This is a genomic window from Echinicola jeungdonensis (assembly GCF_030409905.1).
GTDB lineage: Bacteria > Bacteroidota > Bacteroidia > Cytophagales > Cyclobacteriaceae > Echinicola > Echinicola jeungdonensis.
Genome location: NZ_JAUFQT010000002.1, coordinates 324,897 through 340,086 on the forward strand (window position 1 = coordinate 324,897; position 15,190 = coordinate 340,086).

Here is a 15,190-nt window from a genome sequence, read left to right on the forward strand (position 1 = left end):
CTATGCCCAATCCGATCGAAACACAACTTATCAAACTCAGGCTCCACGGCATGCACCAAACATGGACAACGCTACAGGAGACCCGTAAAAACCAAAGCCTCTCCCTTGCCGAAGGACTTGAGCTTATGTTACAGGCAGAAGAACAGGAAAGAGACAACAGGAGGTTTAAAAGACTGGAATCCAACGCAGGGTTCCGTTACAAAGCTTCACTGGAAGAACTCTCCCTGGACAAAACCAGGGGCCTGGATGATATGCTCCTGGCAACCCTGGCAACCGGGGAATATATAACCAATGGGGATGCTGTACTTGTCACGGGGGCTACCGGCTGTGGAAAAAGTTACCTGGCCTCGGCCCTTGGCCACCAGGCCTGTGTGCATGGGAAAAAGGTCGCTTACTTCAACACCCAAAAGCTCATGATCAAAATCAAGATGGTCAGACTGGACGGCACTGCCATCAGGTTCTTTGATAAACTGGCAAAAACGGACCTGCTCATCCTCGATGACTTCGGCCTGACAAACCTGGATAAACAGCAACAGATCGATCTTATGGAGCTTATCGAAGACAGGCACGGTAAAAAATCCACTATTATTGCAAGTCAGCTCCCTGTCTCAAGCTGGTACGATGTCATAGGTGAGCCGACCATCGCAGATGCCATTCTTGACCGGTTGGTACACGTCTCCTACAGAATCGAGCTGAAAGGGGAAAGTCTCAGAAAAAAAATGTAAAATTGTCAGGCCATCTGATTATTAAACCAAACCTCTCCTAAAGAGGGGTCAATATGCCCGGAACAGGGGTCAATATCATCCGGAATATCCAATATTGGGGTATAAAAAATACAAATAATGCGAATGAGCTAATTAGGGCTTCTTGTTAATTAGCTAAATCACTGACTCTTAATAAACAGGGTTGCGAAAAAATAACTCAAAAACCCCGAAAATCGTCCAAAAGGGCTTTTTCCGGGGTTTTCTTTTTCGTATTTTTTGTTTGCAGACAAAAATACTATGAAAGATACCATACAGCTCCCTATTTTCAAAGACTTTGACGGATACTCTCCAAAGTATCACTTTTTCAAGAATTCCTTGCTTGGCCAGATCCATGACAGCCTGCCATGGGAAAAGCTTTCGAGCCTTGTTCCTGAAAAGCTGCAGGGGCCTGGTGCCCCAAGGTGGTTCGGTGCCAAGGGCATGTTTGCCCTGATGTTTTTGAAAGCCTACCTGAATACCTCAGACCGCCAATTGATAGAGCGTTTCAATACCGACTGGAGCCTTCAGTATTTCTGCGGGAAAGTATTGGCAGCAGACCAACAGATCCGGGACCTTACCATTATGACACGGATCAGGGCCTACATCGAGGAACATTGCCACTGGGAACAGATCCAAGAGGTACTAATGGATCACTGGAAACAGGATGTGGACAACAGCCACGTCTTATTAATGGATGCCACCTGTTATGAAAGTTATGTCCGTTTCCCCACCGACCCCAAACTACTCTGGGAATGCTGCCAGTGGGTGTTTGAAAAGCAACTGTTCAAAAAATGTAAACAATTGGGCATAAAAAGGCCCCGGTCAAAATACAGGGAGCAGAAGGCCAAACAGCTTGGCTACTTCCGTAAAAGACGCAAATCCTTTAAGGAAACCCTCAAAAGGAAAAAATCCCTGGTCTTCCTGTTGGAAAAAGGACTTGGCCAGTTACAAGAGATCCTAGACTTTTATCAAGGGGCGGGGCTTAAACCAAATGACTTTGCCTGTCTGAAGACCATCAAAAAAGTCTTGGTCCAGCAGCAGTTTTTGTTGGAAAATCCTCCCTCCGAACTTAAGGACCGCATCGTTTCCCTCCATAAACCTTATCTCCGGCCGATCGTCCGGGGAAAGGAAAACAAACCTGTGGAGTTCGGTATGAAAGCCCATATCCTTCAGACAGGCGGGCTATCATTTATCGATAAACTGGACTTCAACAACTTCAATGAATGTACCCGGTTGAAAATATCCACGGTAAAACATACCCGGATTTTCGGACAGACTTCCCAGCTGGGTGCCGACCGGATTTATGCCACCAATGCCAACAGAAAGTATTGTACCTCCAAAGACATATTCACCGGCTTCCCCAAAAAAGGCCCCAAACCGCACAACAAAGCCGAAAAGATTCTGAGTGCTGAAGTCTCCAAACAAAGGGCAACGGCAATGGAAGGGGCTTTCGGCAACCATAAAAACCACTATGGACTGGTTAAAATACGAGTAAAGGGAGATAAAAGGGAAAAGCTGGCCGTGCTGTTCGGCATTATGGCAGCCAACGCCGTAGCAGTTGCCAAACGAAGAAACCAACAGGAATCCCCGCCCATCAACAAAGCTGCTTGACAAAAACTACCGCCGGAAAGAAGGATTACAGGACAGGTGTGTCCAATTGTCAAAACCACCCCAAAAATCAACCCCTTCAATTCAGTAATTGTACTTTTCCTTACACAAATTGTACTCTGAATTTTACTTCAAAGTACCCTAAAAACAAATTAACCTTTTAGTTAAGTCACTAAAAGGTTAATTATGTCTATTTCCCAAAGAGGCCTAATTACTTTTCCTAATTCCACAATTCCATGAGATTACAATTTATTTATTAAACTATCTTTTAAAATTTGATTCCGTCCTCTAATCTTTCACCATTATCTCCATAATTTTTTTTACAAAAATTATATTCGAAATTTAATTTTTGTGAGATGGTTTATTTATTGAAAACACAAGTTTTTGCTGGCTCATTAGGGTGAAGTTTTAGATTTTATGATAATTATCCGACATTTAAACCCATGCAGATCAACATTCAGTTTTAGCTTGAGAAGTGAAGCTGAAATCCAATGGTTAAATCAAATCTCTGATATATTTTTCCATTCTTTTAAAATGAGAGCCTTTCCAGAAAACTTTATCACAGTTTTTACAATAAAAAAACTCGTCAAATACCCGGGCAATCTCAGGTTTTACTTTTGGAAGTATTTTTGATTTTTCTATCCGGGTTAAGGGGTAATTGCAGGTCATACATCGGGAAAAGGATTTGAACTGACTGTAAAGGTCATACTTTTGGACAATCTCCCTAAGTTGTTCATGCTTATCAATCGCCCTTACAAAGTAACCATGGTTTATTTTTGATGATTTTAGTAAAAGCCTGTCCCGGGTTAGTATGATTCGATTTTCCTTTTGGGCAATTTCAATAATATCATCATCCTCAAAATCATTGCGGTAAAGTGTATCAAATCCCAACATACGGAGGTATTTTGCCAATTTTCCCAAATGAGCATCCAGGATAAACCTACTTTCTCTTAAGCCATGGTTTCTCACTTTCGTTTGGTTGGAGATATCCAATGATTCAAAAGTGGGATATATGGAGATTCTGTCCATTTCCTGAAGGAAATGAGAAAAACTAACGGACTGTCCATTGACCAAAATAAGGTCTACTTCTGATAAAGGGATTTTCCAAGAAATTAAAATTTCCTGAACAGTTACGGGAGTTTTGAATTGAGTGGAAAAGGTTTTTTGTCGTTTTTCAGGAGGAAGGAAATCATTCAGCTCCGCATAGCATCGTACAAAAAAAGTCTTTTTTAGGCTTTTATTTTTACCTGCCATGACTGATAGCGTATTTATTTTGTTTATTCAAAAAAGCCATAATAAGGCTTGTTTTCCCATTAATAATTAAGCTCCCTGGATGTGAAAATTAAAATTGGTATGACCCAAAGTTTTGTATAATCGTAACCAAACAGGCAATAACATTTCTGTTGCCCTGGCGGTACTGATGTCTCCCAGGTCAATAATGTTTTTATTTTTCCAGCCGATTTCTAATAATAATTTTATTATAGAATTTTTAGCTTCCTGGTCATTTCCGCTTAAAAAAAGATGATGGTCTCCAGTGATTTTATGAGGATGCATCATGATGTAGGCGTTCATAGTATTAAGACCTTTAACCACTTTGGTTTTGGGTAATTTTTTTTGGACCTGTTCTCCCAATGAATCTGTGTTACAAACAAATAGGCTAGGGGGAAAGCCCTTGGAAAAATCTAAAGGGTTGGCAAGATCCAAAAGTATTTTTCCTTCTAAATTGGATGCTCCAATTTCACTTAAAATATCTAGTGTGGCTGCTCCGTTGGTGGCATTTATCACCAAATCGGTAAATGTGCTGGCTGCCTTGAATGGAAGTAGTTTGATTCCGGAGTGGTCCTGATACCATTCGGCAAATGATTTTCCGGTAATTTGATTTGGGGATTCTCTTTTTTGGGTTTCTTTTGGGTCCCTGGTTCCCATAATTACTTCATGACCCAATTCAAACAATCGGGCAGCAATGGTTTGACCCACTGCCCCTGTTCCTAATATGGTTATCTTCATTGCATTTTGTTGATCATTTTTTTCCAGCTTTTACAAACTCCAAAGCTTCATCCAATTGTGAAATATCAAAATACCGTTCTATTCTCCCTTTGCTAGCCCTTTGAAAAAATAAATTGTCTATTGGAATCAAGGCTTTTACAATATTGGAATGGGCCACTACAGCTAAGTGGCCCACATGATTATAATTTCTAAGCCACCAAATAGCATCCTCAAAAAATGCCTTAATGCTGCTTTTAGAAATTTCCATTTCATCCAATTTCACCAATACATTTACAATTTCATAGCCCTGGTTCAATTTATCCTTTACCAGTTTTTCAAATAATTGCTCATCTACCTTTTTAAAGCCATCCTTTACTTCCAAGGCCAAAACATTGGTATCATAAACTTTAAATTGTTCAATCATTTTGAAATATCTTTTGGTTTCTATCCAGCCCTAGCTTGAAGCTTAAGGACTTTGCTTTTGATTTATTCCATATTCCTTCAACTTTTATTTTGAAGGGAAAATTATAAAACATTTCATTTTTTTATTTGAAGTAGGTTTAACCTAATTAATTATCGGATAGTAAAGTTGGAACCCATTTTAATTTCCCTCCATTATAATTTAATGAAAGTCAGTTGATTTTGCTATTAATAATGGCTGGGTTTTTAAGAGGGAATATGAAAAAAAAATAAGGGATCACTTTATCATGATCCCCAAAGGCAATTTAAATACTTTTATTCTCTTGATGGGATTACTCAGGAAGTGGCATGGTTTCATGGACCTCGATTTCACAGGCGGCATCCCATCCAGACAAATGCGGATGTCCCTGAAGTAATTTTTTAGCTTCTTCCATATCCTTTGCTTGTAATATGGAATATCCGCATACCTCCCTTTTGCTTTTTTCACTACTTCCATTAGTGGACAATTTTTCACCATTAGCCAAGGGGTTGCCGATGTCCACTAACTTGTCCCCGCATTTTTTTGCCCATTCCATCCATTTTTCCATCCCTTTTTTGGATTCTTCAGGGGAAGTATTTTCCATTTGTTCAAGGGCGGAGATGGGGGCATGATAAATGACAATAAATTTTTTCATAATAATTTTTCTTTTATGATTAGTCAAATGGTTTGTGATCGTCGTAAGGGTCTCCTTGGCCATTTTCCACCAGGTTTCTAAGGCTGATTAAGTATTTTGCCCAGGAAAAATTACATTGAGCAAAATAATCATCCTGTTGTTTAAAACCTTTATGGGTCAGTCGGATACGGGTTTTTCCTTCATGTTGGTCAAGATCAAAACTGATAATAGTTCCGATCCAGTCTGGCACAGAGTCCAAAACAGTCCATTCGATTCTTTTATCAAGTTCAAAATCGGTAACGTGTACTTCATCCTTGAAACTGTTTCCAAATTGAAATACAATGGTTCCATCCATACCAGGATTTCCATGGGTTTGAGCGGTCCACCAATGGCTCAATCCTTTAATAGTACTTAAGGCTTTAAAAACTGCCTTTTGGGAAGCGTCGGTATGGCAGATATGGGTAATGTGATAGGAATCTTCCATGTTGAATTTATTGGGTTTATTTTTTACTCTCCATTTATAGGAATGGAGTTGGATACAATTGCCGTTATGATGTCCTGTTTATTGATAATGTATTTGAATGTGTCATTTTCTACGATGGCAATATTGTCCATTTGTTCATCGCGCATTTTCTTAAGTACCACTGAGGTTTTTTCCTGAGGACCTATCTGCGTTTTTCTAATTCCCGCAAGGGAATTTCTAAGCTGGTCATATCCAAAAGTATTTTGCTGGAAAACTAACAATTGGCCTGAAAAAATGCTGCTTGCCATCCAACCGTCAAACTTTCCATCTTTAATGAAAACAATATGTTTGATGCCAAGGGTAGAGATGTATTTTTCTAAAAGGTCCTTGTAATAGATTTTGTTATTCGTGATTTTTAATATGTCAAAACTTTTGATTTCTGAATTTCTTAATTTTTCCTGTAATTCAATCAGGCGATTTTCCCCGCCTTTTTCTATTACGGATCCTGAACCCTCAACGGCTTCTATTGATAAATCCTTGGTGGCAAATTGATTGATTTCTGTTTGTTGGACTTTTTCCCCGATTTTTAACCAGCCAGCAATTTCAACACTCCTGCCCTCAGTGGCCATTTCATAAAGTCCATTGATTTTATCTCTGAAAACAAAAAGTAGAACAATGATAAATATGGGCCAGATCATTTTTTCAAGAATTGCTAACCAGGACTGCATATTTTTCTGTTTTTAGTGGAAAGGAAAAATTAGATTCTGTCCTCATCTAATATACAAAAAAATAGTTGATGCAGGTGTAAAGATTTTATGGAAAAAGGAAGGATGGATAGCATCCAATTCCATTTTTTTGAATAGGAAAATGAATTGGGATTATTGGTTATTATTGGGAAATTTAGATTAAGATTATTTCCATGAAATAAAAAAATGATAACTGGGCAGTTTTTATTAATGATTTTAATAATAAGAATACCCGTAATCGTACCTGTAATTTCAATAATCAATTGGAGGAATCAAAACCCTCCACGTGAATAAGCTTTTACGGTTTTTTACGATTTTATTTTAGCTGGCAAATAAATGGATTGTAGGAATATGATTATTAGATTTTCAACCAGATTATATTATTTCACCTCAAACCTGATTTTCTCTCCGGGCTTTTTTTGGGAAAGAATGGATAAAGCTTTTGAACCTAGCTGCAGCACGCGTGGATAACCTCCAGTAACCTGGGCATCTTTCATTAGGACCAATAATTTACCGCCAGGAGTAAGCTGGATAGTTCCAGGATAAACAGGGGAGGTTAAAATCTCCTCCAGGGTGTTTGGAAAAGTTTCTTCCAACTGGATTCCCATCCGGTCCTGTCTGTTGGAAAGGGTAAATGACTTTTCGAACAACTTTTCAAAATCATCCTTTTTCATTTTTTCAGCTTCAGGACCTGGGTAAACTTCCAAGGCCTCTTCCTGGAAATAAGTGTTGTCCGGTGCTACATGGGCATGAGTAGAATCCAGTTCTTCTTTAAAGACCTTATAAGGAATTTGAATATTTTTTTTTAACCTATGAGCAGAAGTAATACCTGGATACCAACTCCGGCTGCCAAGTATTTTTTCTGTTTGAAATCCACCTTTAATGCCAAGGTACATGCGGCAACCTTGGCGAAATGGTTTGATCTTCAGGACATCTCCAGAGGAAATATTGATGACCTGGTTATTAGTATATGGGGTGTCATTGCATAAAATATCCCCAAAAGCTCCGGTAAGGACGATTTGCGTGGGCTGTTCAAATAAAAATTGGCCACCGGTCATTGTCATTTCCAGACAGGCATCATTGGGATCGTTCCGCAATAAATGGTTGGCGAGGTTAAAAGCAAGTGTATCCATGGGGCCTGCACTAGGAACCCCCCATTGCCCCTGTCCAAATCTACCCTGATCTTGAATGGAACTGTACAAGCCGGCCTTAATCACTTTAATATGAGGCATGAGCAGGTTCGTGTTTGGGTTGAATATGTTGATGCTTTATTTTTTGTTGGAGGTCCATAAATTCCTCCTTTCCAATGGAGTAAAAACTGATTTCATCTCCAGGTTGGGCAAAAACCGGTTGGGGAGATTTAATATCAAATAACAATATGGGAGTTTTTCCAATTATATTCCATCCTCCAGGGCTATCCATGGGATAAATGCCCGTTTGTTTTCCCCCTATAGCCACAGAGCCTTTTTCTATTAGGGGATCAGGGACTTCTTTTCTTGGGGCAAATAGCTTTTCATTCAATCCTCCCAAATACATAAATCCAGGCATAAACCCATAAAAGTGAAGCAGGTAGCTATTGGACTGGTGCAGGCTGATAATCTCTTCCTGATCCAGACCGGTTTTTTGGCTTACTCTGTCCAGATCTTTTCCCTGATAGCAAACGGGAATTTTCCAACATTTCCTGCGGGAAGGTTTTGATGTTGGTCCTTCTTGATAAAACTCTTCAAATTCGGGAATAATATGATTAAGGTCCACCTCATGGTTGAAATGCAAACTTAAACGATGATAGCCCATGATGATATCCAGGAGCTCATCTTTCCAGGCTGTTAGGACCCTCTTCTTCATTCTCATAATTTCCAGCAAAATTTCTTTTTTCACGATATCCGGCCAGGAAATTTCAATGATCTTAGGAGCGATAAATTTATAATTTAATGAATAAGGCATAAGTGTTCATTCTTCCATCGGTATATTAACAACTTCATAAATTTCCTTCACCAAAGCAAGGGCGGAAGGATTATCCCCATGAACACAGACAGTATCCGCTTTTATAGGTTTAATTTTTCCTGTTACGGTTTTTACATATCCTTCAAAAACCATTCTATAAAGGTGATCGATAACTTCTTTTGATTCAATTAAAACTGCGTTTTTCTCCGTTCTGGGTACCAAGCTTAAATTGTCCAGGTATTTACGGTCTGCAAAAATTTCAGATTTGGTTTTTACCCCATGTTCTTTTGCCATTTTTTCAATAATTGAAGAATTAGGCGCAAAAAGGAATGTTTCCGGGAAATTCTCCACCATCAAGCCAATAATCACTTGGGCAATATCATAGTTTATTGCAGCATCATTATAGAGGGCGCCATGAGGTTTGATATGGTGGATTTTTTGGCCTGTTTTATTGGCCAGTTTTTCTAAACTTTTGATCTGGTTTAAAAGACTCATAGCCATTTCTTCTTTTTCCATTTTCATGGATTTCCGGCCAAAATGTTCCTTATCAGGATAAGAGGGGTGGGCACCAATATTTAATTGGAATTTTTTAGCCCTCTCCAAGGTTGCAGTCATGGTAAGTTCATTCCCCGTGTGACCACCACAGGCAATATTGCAACTGGTGATATAAGGCATCAGTTCCTCTTCATAAGGCATTCCCTCACCTAAATCGCTGTTGATATCTATTTTCATCATGGCTAATCTCTGATGATTTAAAATTCAAAATAAAGTTAATTAAAATAAGGGAGATTTTCTTCCTGAAAAATGGTTTTACCCAAATCAAAAAGTCAATAAAATATTGGAAAGTCAATGCTTTTATAGGTAAGACCTATCCATTACAATTATAATAAGGGTTTTGACATAAAATGTCCCAAAACTTTTATTGAACCTTAGGTAATACTTGTAAGAGGGATTAATTTGCCTTTCAGAATAAATGAAGAATTATGGAAGACTTGATCTTGGGCTTTTTGATTGTTAATGCAGGATTAATGTTGTTTTTGATTTGGAAGGTTTCAAATGGGAAATCTTTGGATAAAACGGTCACTGAGCATTTTGATGTCCTGAAAATGGAATTTTCCAGGCAAATGTCAGAAAACAGGGGAGAAATCAATCAAAGCATCCAACAGCAGTTCCAGATGGTTTTTGATACCCTGCGAGCCAATTCCAAGGACCAAAATGAGTCCTTGAGGGATTTTGGGAAACTATTCAGGGAAAATGTAAGGGATTTTAATGAACTTCAGCGGGAAAAATTCAGGGACCTTGAGAGGAGGCAAGAAAAAATGCTTCAGTCCACTGAGGAAAGGTTGGAGAAAATGCGGGAAACTGTGGATGAAAAACTCCAGAAAACCTTAGAAACCCGTTTGGGACAATCTTTTGAGGTAGTTAGCAAACAGTTGCAGGCTGTTCAAAAAGGCTTAGGAGAAATGCAGCATTTGGCCACGGGAGTTGGGGATCTTAAAAAAGTATTGAGCAATGTAAAAAGCCGTGGAGTACTAGGGGAATACCAATTGGAAAGCATATTAGAAAATATATTGGCTCCGGATCAATTTGACCGAAATGCAGCCATGAAAAGCAATTCTGCGGAAAGGGTGGAATTTGCAGTAAGGTTGCCGGGAAATAATGCAGATGAGCCTGTGTTTTTGCCCATTGATGCTAAATTTCCCCAGGATGCCTATCACCGACTATTGGATGCTTATGAAACTGGGGATCGGGCATTAACCGCGGCCAATAAGGTTGCCTTATACAAAGCAGTGAAAAAATCCGCCCAGGATATTCATCAGAAATATATCAATCCTCCCTACACAACCGATTTTGCCGTAATGTTCCTTCCTATGGAAAGTTTGTATGCAGAAATAATCAGAGATGCAGAGCTAACTCAAACTTTGCAAAGGGAATATAAGGTGGTTGTGACCGGTCCTACAACTCTTGCCGCTATGTTAAATAGCCTCCAACTGGGTTTCAAAACCCTGGCCATTCAAAAAAGGAGCAGTGAGGTTTGGCAGGTATTAGGCGCAGTAAAAACTGAATTTGGTAAATTTGGCAACCTGATTCAAAAAGCCCAGAAGAAACTAAATGAAGCCAATAACGATTTGGACAGCTTGGTGGGCGCTAGGACAAGGGTAATCCAAAGGAAATTGAAGGATATAGAAGAATTGCCAGAGAAAGAGCGTTCGAAGTTGTTGGGGGATTGATTGGTGAAACTGAATTAAAGGTTACAAGATATTAAGTAAGAAGAGATCAAAATACCAAATACTCCGAATAACAAATACTTGAAAAGGTCGGTAAAAGATGGAAATAGAAATTTGGGCATTTTAGGAATATGCAGGCAACTTTGGCCAATCTCCTTCGTTTTTTAAGTAAACGGAGGAAGATATGAAAATTCGGGTTTTAATAGCGTTGATCATTCCATTTCTGCTGGTGGTTTCCTGTAGTCCCGTGAAGATTTATACTGAAAAAAGCGAATTGAATTATGAAAAATCTTATAAGACTTTTGCCATCATCAATCAGTACAAAGGAAAAAATGCTTGGAATTCACCGGTTTTGGATCAAAATCTGGTCCATAACCTAACTGAAGGGATGAAGGAAATGGGCTATGAACCTGATAGAAATTCACCCGACCTAATACTGCGTTACAACACTTTGTTGAGTGAAGGGGAAAAAGAGGTCAGTCAATACCCTGGAAGTATGTGGGGATATGGTATGTATAACCCTTGGATGTACCGTATGCCATATCCATATTGGGGAAACCCTACCAAACTGGAAAAATATGATCTGGGTGAGTTGGTGATAGATTTTATTGATCCCAGAGCAGATCAGGTTATTTTAAGGATCAGTGCAGTGGGTGAAGTCAATAATCCAAAACAGAAATATAAAAACATTAAGATTTCAGTTGAGAAAATTCTACATGAATTTTCTAAAAAGGTAGAGGCTGGATAAAAATATTAAAAAAGCCACTGCCATTTGTACTTTTTTTAAGGTAAAACCATCCGAATACTTCGGCCATATAACTATAAGGGGTGGTTTTACCTTTTTTTATTTAAAATATAAGAGCAATGAATTACAACAATAAAAAGTTTCAGCCTATAACTGTTTCGGAAAATGGGCAAGTTTCCAATCAAACCCTTTTTACTTACCACCAAAATGGCAATTTGTTGACCTCAACTTATCAGGGGGAAAACATTGTATTGGGTCATCATATAGGTACTGTGGACGAAAAAGGGGTAATTGATATGCGTTACCACCAAGTCGATAAAAAAAGGGAAAATCATTACTGGGAAATGAAAATCCACCCCAGAAAAATTACCCTCCGGAAAAATCAGGCTTCATGAAAAATGGGAATGGACCTCAGGAGATTTTTCCTCAGGAGAGTCTGTTTTGGAGGAAATTTAGGTGTGATAAATTCTAATGATATAGTTGCGCAAGGTCCAGAAGTTCAGGAGGTATCATGCGATTTTCATGGCTGGAGTGAATTGAAAATTAGAATTTTCAATAAGTAAAGGAGTTAATTGAGGAAAAATATAATTTTTAATTTTGTCTTTGCTCCTAAAAAGCACTTATATTTACGGCTATGGCCATGAATATTGTGATTGCTGGTGCCGGTGATATGGGTTTCCACTTGGCCGAGCACCTGAGTTATGAAAACAAGGACATTACCCTTATCGATACCGATAAGGATGTATTGGAGACCGTTTCTGCAAGGTTAGATATTTTAACCGTATGGGGCGATTCTGCATCCATAGAGGTATTGCAAAATGCTAACGTAAAAGAAGCGCATATGGTAATGGCGGTGACTACCTCGGAAAAAACAAATCTAGTTACTGCCATGTTGGCCAAACAATTAGGAGCAAAACGGGTAATTGCAAGGGTAAGGAACCACGATTACCTTGAAGAGCAAAACATTAATTTTTTTCATAACCTGGGTATTGATAACATCATTTCTCCTACGATGCTCTGTAGTGGGGAGATTTATCGTTTGGTGAAACACTCTACCTTTTCCGATATTTTTGAATTTGACGAGGGGAAATTAAATGTGGTTGGAATTATTTTAGACCAATATTCCGCCTTGGTAAATAAAAAACTCTCAGAAACCAGGGCTTTGCCACTATTTGAAGACATCCGCATCATCGCAATAGTCCGGGACCAAATGACCATTATTCCCAAGGGGAATACTGTCCTGAGGAACAATGATCACGTTTACTTTATTTCCAATAAAAAAGCCAACGAATCCATCATTGATTTGATGGAGCAAAGGGAGGTCACCATTCGTAATTTAATGATCATTGGAGGGGATGACTTGGCTTTTACCTCCGCCCTAAAATTGGAAGAGGAATACCGGGTAACCCTTATCCATAATGATAAGGAAAGATGTAAGTGGTTATCGGAACGTTTGGACAGTACTTTGGTCATTCATGGGGATTATAAAAACATAGAGCTTTTGGTAGAGGAAGGTCTGGAAGAAATGCAGGCTTTTTTAGCCCTTACCGAAAGTTCGGAAATCAATATTATCACAAGTTTGAGTGCCAAAAACCATGGGGTGTATAAAACCATTGCCCATGTGGATACCCGTGAATATATCCATATATCACACAGTATTGGGGTAGATTCCCTTATCAATAAAAAGCTGGTGGCAGCTAACCAAATTACCCGCTTCCTCAGGAAAGGGAAAGTGGAGGCCATTTCAGGTATTTATGGGGTAGATGCAGAATTTATTCAATATGTCATTTCCAAAAATAACCGATTGACCAAAAAGCAACTGAAAGAGCTTCATTTTCCTGACACCGCTATTGTTGCAGGGGTGATTCGAGGTGAAGAAGTTTTTATTCCCGATGGTGATTTTAGACTCCAAATGAATGATAAGGCCATAGTTTTGGCCTTGCCCTCAGCCAAAACAAGTTTGGAGAAACTATTTAATTAGTGTATGATTCATTTTAAGGCAATTGGAAAATTAATGGGCGGCTTATTGATGCTATTGGGTCTTTTGATGCTGCCAGGAATTGGTTTTTCATATTACTACCACAGTGGGGACCAGATGCCCTTAATATATTCCTCCTTTGTCAGTATGGCCATGGGGGCACTTTTATTTTTTTCCTTTTCCAAACAGGACCAAATCATCAGGAAAAGGGAAGGGTATATGATTGTTTTTCTAAGTTGGTTGTTTATGTCAATATTTGGGATGCTGCCTTTTTTGGTCAGCGGGACACTTCCAAAACTGCCTGATGCAATTTTTGAGACGGTTTCTGGGATTACCACTACCGGCGCATCGGTAATCAATGATATAGAAAATTTACCTGCAGGAATACTTTTTTGGCGGAGCATGACACAGTGGATTGGAGGTTTGGGGATAATTGTATTAACTGTAGCAATTTTCCCTTTATTGGGAATAGGTGGGATTGAGCTATTTGTGGCTGAATCCCCAGGGCCTACCTCCGATAAATTGCACCCTCGCATCCGGGAAACTGCCAAAAGGCTTTGGTATGTCTATGTTGGCCTGACCCTTTTGCTTATGGGGCTTTACTATATTGGAGGAATGAACTTTTTTGATGCTATCAATCATGCTTTGACCACCATGGCAACAGGAGGATTCTCAACAAAAAATGCCAGTATGGCTTATTTTGAAATTCCCTTTATCCAATATGTGGCCATCCTTTTTATGTTTTTGGCAGGAACTAACTTTACTGTGATTTATTTCGGCCTGGTAGGAAAGTTTGACAGGGTTTGGAAAAGTGATGAATTTAAAGCTTACGTAATTGTTACCACTCTTATCATATTGGTATTGTCCTTTCCGGTCTTTCACTTCTCAGGAGAAAATTTGGAAAAGGCCTTTAGAGATACCGCTTTTCAAGTCGTTTCACTTTTGACTACCACAGGATATGTAACTGCTGATTATACTTCTTATGGCCATGGATTAACCATATTATTCTTTTTACTGTTGTTTGTTGGTGGCTGTGCTGGATCTACAGCAGGAGGGATTAAATTTATTAGGCACCTTTCCTTCTTTAAAAATACAATTCTTGAATTCAAACGAATTGTTCATCCAAGAGCGGTAGTGCCTCTAAAAATCAATGGGGACAGGGTTACAGGAAAGATCATAACCCATATTATGATCTTTTTGTTGATCTACTTGATGACTTTTGTAATGGGAAGTGTGGTATTGTCTGTTTTGGGATATGATATGATCACAAGCTTTGGGGCTGTAGCCACTTGTTTGGGAAATGTTGGGCCTGCAGTAGGCTTGGTAGGACCTTTGGATAATTTTTCCTTTTTCTCCCCAATAGCCAAAATATTCTTAAGCATTATTATGTTATTGGGAAGGTTGGAACTGTTTACCATATTGGTGATTTTTTCTCCCTATTTCTGGAGAGCTAATTAGATATATGAAATTTAGTGTGGAATATTTAATACTTAGAAATTTGGCCCACATTCGGAGCCAAAGAGCCCGCTTCATTGATTTAGTCACAAACCACGGATCTACTATCAAAATTTTTTCTAAAATCTAAACCCAGGGATTAGTATTTCAATTCCAATCACTGGGGGGCTTTTAATCTTACCAGGATTGCAAGCCCTTTTTATTTGGGATTTAACAAATCA

Annotated in this window: 17 protein-coding genes; 8 read left to right on the plus strand and 9 right to left on the minus strand. The window is 38.9% G+C overall.

Annotated features, from left to right (window positions below; genetic code table 11):
• Positions 1–2: 2 nt before the first annotated feature.
• A complete protein-coding gene (gene istB / locus QWY93_RS14625) occupies positions 3–725 on the plus strand; it encodes an IS21-like element helper ATPase IstB (RefSeq protein ID WP_290246350.1) in 723 nt (240 codons plus the stop codon).
• A gap of 276 nt (positions 726–1,001) precedes the next feature.
• The gene (locus QWY93_RS14630; RefSeq protein ID WP_290246189.1) at positions 1,002–2,354 is read left to right on the plus strand and encodes a transposase; all 1,353 of its coding nucleotides are present in this window, start codon (positions 1,002–1,004) and stop codon (positions 2,352–2,354) included.
• Between the two features lie 492 nt (positions 2,355–2,846).
• On the opposite strand, the gene QWY93_RS14635 is transcribed toward QWY93_RS14630, so the two are convergent.
• The 9 genes from QWY93_RS14635 to pxpA form a co-directional block, all read right to left on the minus strand.
• Positions 2,847–3,605: a Mut7-C RNAse domain-containing protein gene (locus QWY93_RS14635; RefSeq protein ID WP_290249118.1), complete on the minus strand. Its 759-nt coding sequence runs from the start codon at positions 3,603–3,605 to the stop codon at positions 2,847–2,849.
• A 66-nt stretch (positions 3,606–3,671) separates the two neighbouring features.
• Positions 3,672–4,358 carry an NADPH-dependent F420 reductase gene (locus QWY93_RS14640; protein WP_290249119.1) on the minus strand — a complete coding sequence of 229 codons (687 nt, stop codon included), beginning with the start codon at positions 4,356–4,358 and terminating at the stop codon, positions 3,672–3,674.
• Between the two features lie 13 nt (positions 4,359–4,371).
• Positions 4,372–4,761: a SpoIIAA family protein gene (locus tag QWY93_RS14645; RefSeq protein WP_290249120.1), complete on the minus strand. Its 390-nt coding sequence runs from the start codon at positions 4,759–4,761 to the stop codon at positions 4,372–4,374.
• 328 nt (positions 4,762–5,089) lie between these two features.
• Positions 5,090–5,431: a YciI family protein gene (locus QWY93_RS14650; protein WP_290249122.1), complete on the minus strand. Its 342-nt coding sequence runs from the start codon at positions 5,429–5,431 to the stop codon at positions 5,090–5,092.
• A 19-nt stretch (positions 5,432–5,450) separates the two neighbouring features.
• Positions 5,451–5,894, minus strand: coding sequence for an SRPBCC family protein (locus QWY93_RS14655; RefSeq protein WP_290249123.1), 444 nt, complete (start codon positions 5,892–5,894; stop codon positions 5,451–5,453).
• A gap of 23 nt (positions 5,895–5,917) precedes the next feature.
• Positions 5,918–6,601, minus strand: a complete 684-nt coding sequence (locus tag QWY93_RS14660) for a hypothetical protein (RefSeq protein ID WP_290249124.1) — start codon at positions 6,599–6,601, stop codon at positions 5,918–5,920.
• Positions 6,602–6,999: 398 nt separating this feature from the next.
• On the minus strand, positions 7,000–7,851 hold the full coding sequence (locus QWY93_RS14665) for a 5-oxoprolinase subunit C family protein (protein ID WP_290249125.1): 852 nt from the start codon (positions 7,849–7,851) through the stop codon (positions 7,000–7,002).
• A complete protein-coding gene (pxpB, locus tag QWY93_RS14670; protein ID WP_290249127.1) occupies positions 7,838–8,563 on the minus strand; it encodes a 5-oxoprolinase subunit PxpB in 726 nt (241 codons plus the stop codon). Before pxpB ends, QWY93_RS14665 begins: the two co-directional genes overlap by 14 nt.
• A 6-nt stretch (positions 8,564–8,569) precedes the next feature.
• Positions 8,570–9,298: a 5-oxoprolinase subunit PxpA gene (gene pxpA / locus QWY93_RS14675; protein ID WP_290249128.1), complete on the minus strand. Its 729-nt coding sequence runs from the start codon at positions 9,296–9,298 to the stop codon at positions 8,570–8,572.
• A 248-nt stretch (positions 9,299–9,546) separates the two neighbouring features.
• On the opposite strand from pxpA, the gene QWY93_RS14680 reads away from it, so the two are divergent.
• The 6 genes from QWY93_RS14680 (at position 9,547) to QWY93_RS14700 (ending at position 14,972) form a co-directional block, all read left to right on the plus strand.
• Positions 9,547–10,794 carry a DNA recombination protein RmuC gene (locus QWY93_RS14680; protein WP_290249129.1) on the plus strand — a complete coding sequence of 416 codons (1,248 nt, stop codon included), beginning with the start codon at positions 9,547–9,549 and terminating at the stop codon, positions 10,792–10,794.
• Between the two features lie 181 nt (positions 10,795–10,975).
• Positions 10,976–11,539, plus strand: a complete 564-nt coding sequence (locus QWY93_RS14685) for a DUF4136 domain-containing protein (protein WP_290249130.1) — start codon at positions 10,976–10,978, stop codon at positions 11,537–11,539.
• 116 nt (positions 11,540–11,655) lie between these two features.
• Complete coding sequence (locus tag QWY93_RS14690; RefSeq protein ID WP_353959654.1) at positions 11,656–11,931, plus strand: avidin-fold protein; 276 nt, start codon at positions 11,656–11,658, stop codon at positions 11,929–11,931.
• The gene (locus QWY93_RS20145; protein WP_494337482.1) at positions 11,918–11,992 is read left to right on the plus strand and encodes a hypothetical protein; all 75 of its coding nucleotides are present in this window, start codon (positions 11,918–11,920) and stop codon (positions 11,990–11,992) included. The genes QWY93_RS14690 and QWY93_RS20145 overlap by 14 nt, the downstream gene beginning before the upstream one ends.
• 178 nt (positions 11,993–12,170) lie before the next feature.
• Positions 12,171–13,517, plus strand: a complete 1,347-nt coding sequence (gene trkA, locus QWY93_RS14695) for a Trk system potassium transporter TrkA (RefSeq protein ID WP_290249132.1) — start codon at positions 12,171–12,173, stop codon at positions 13,515–13,517.
• A gap of 3 nt (positions 13,518–13,520) precedes the next feature.
• Positions 13,521–14,972 carry a TrkH family potassium uptake protein gene (locus tag QWY93_RS14700; protein ID WP_290249135.1) on the plus strand — a complete coding sequence of 484 codons (1,452 nt, stop codon included), beginning with the start codon at positions 13,521–13,523 and terminating at the stop codon, positions 14,970–14,972.
• Positions 14,973–15,190 lie beyond the last annotated feature (218 nt).

Coding starts and splice junctions, on each gene's coding strand:
- QWY93_RS14635 (WP_290249118.1), bottom strand. CDS start 3,605: ATGGCAGGTAAAAATAAAAGCCTAAAAAAGACTTTTTTTGTACGATGC.
- pxpA (WP_290249128.1), bottom strand. CDS start 9,298: ATGATGAAAATAGATATCAACAGCGATTTAGGTGAGGGAATGCCTTAT.
- QWY93_RS14680 (WP_290249129.1), top strand. CDS start 9,547: ATGGAAGACTTGATCTTGGGCTTTTTGATTGTTAATGCAGGATTAATG.
- QWY93_RS14665 (WP_290249125.1), bottom strand. CDS start 7,851: ATGCCTCATATTAAAGTGATTAAGGCCGGCTTGTACAGTTCCATTCAA.
- QWY93_RS14650 (WP_290249122.1), bottom strand. CDS start 5,431: ATGAAAAAATTTATTGTCATTTATCATGCCCCCATCTCCGCCCTTGAA.
- QWY93_RS14685 (WP_290249130.1), top strand. CDS start 10,976: ATGAAAATTCGGGTTTTAATAGCGTTGATCATTCCATTTCTGCTGGTG.
- QWY93_RS14630 (WP_290246189.1), top strand. CDS start 1,002: ATGAAAGATACCATACAGCTCCCTATTTTCAAAGACTTTGACGGATAC.
- QWY93_RS14640 (WP_290249119.1), bottom strand. CDS start 4,358: ATGAAGATAACCATATTAGGAACAGGGGCAGTGGGTCAAACCATTGCT.
- QWY93_RS14655 (WP_290249123.1), bottom strand. CDS start 5,894: ATGGAAGATTCCTATCACATTACCCATATCTGCCATACCGACGCTTCC.
- istB (WP_290246350.1), top strand. CDS start 3: ATGCCCAATCCGATCGAAACACAACTTATCAAACTCAGGCTCCACGGC.
- pxpB (WP_290249127.1), bottom strand. CDS start 8,563: ATGCCTTATTCATTAAATTATAAATTTATCGCTCCTAAGATCATTGAA.
- QWY93_RS14690 (WP_353959654.1), top strand. CDS start 11,656: ATGAATTACAACAATAAAAAGTTTCAGCCTATAACTGTTTCGGAAAAT.
- QWY93_RS14660 (WP_290249124.1), bottom strand. CDS start 6,601: ATGCAGTCCTGGTTAGCAATTCTTGAAAAAATGATCTGGCCCATATTT.
- trkA (WP_290249132.1), top strand. CDS start 12,171: ATGGCCATGAATATTGTGATTGCTGGTGCCGGTGATATGGGTTTCCAC.
- QWY93_RS14700 (WP_290249135.1), top strand. CDS start 13,521: ATGATTCATTTTAAGGCAATTGGAAAATTAATGGGCGGCTTATTGATG.
- QWY93_RS14645 (WP_290249120.1), bottom strand. CDS start 4,761: ATGATTGAACAATTTAAAGTTTATGATACCAATGTTTTGGCCTTGGAA.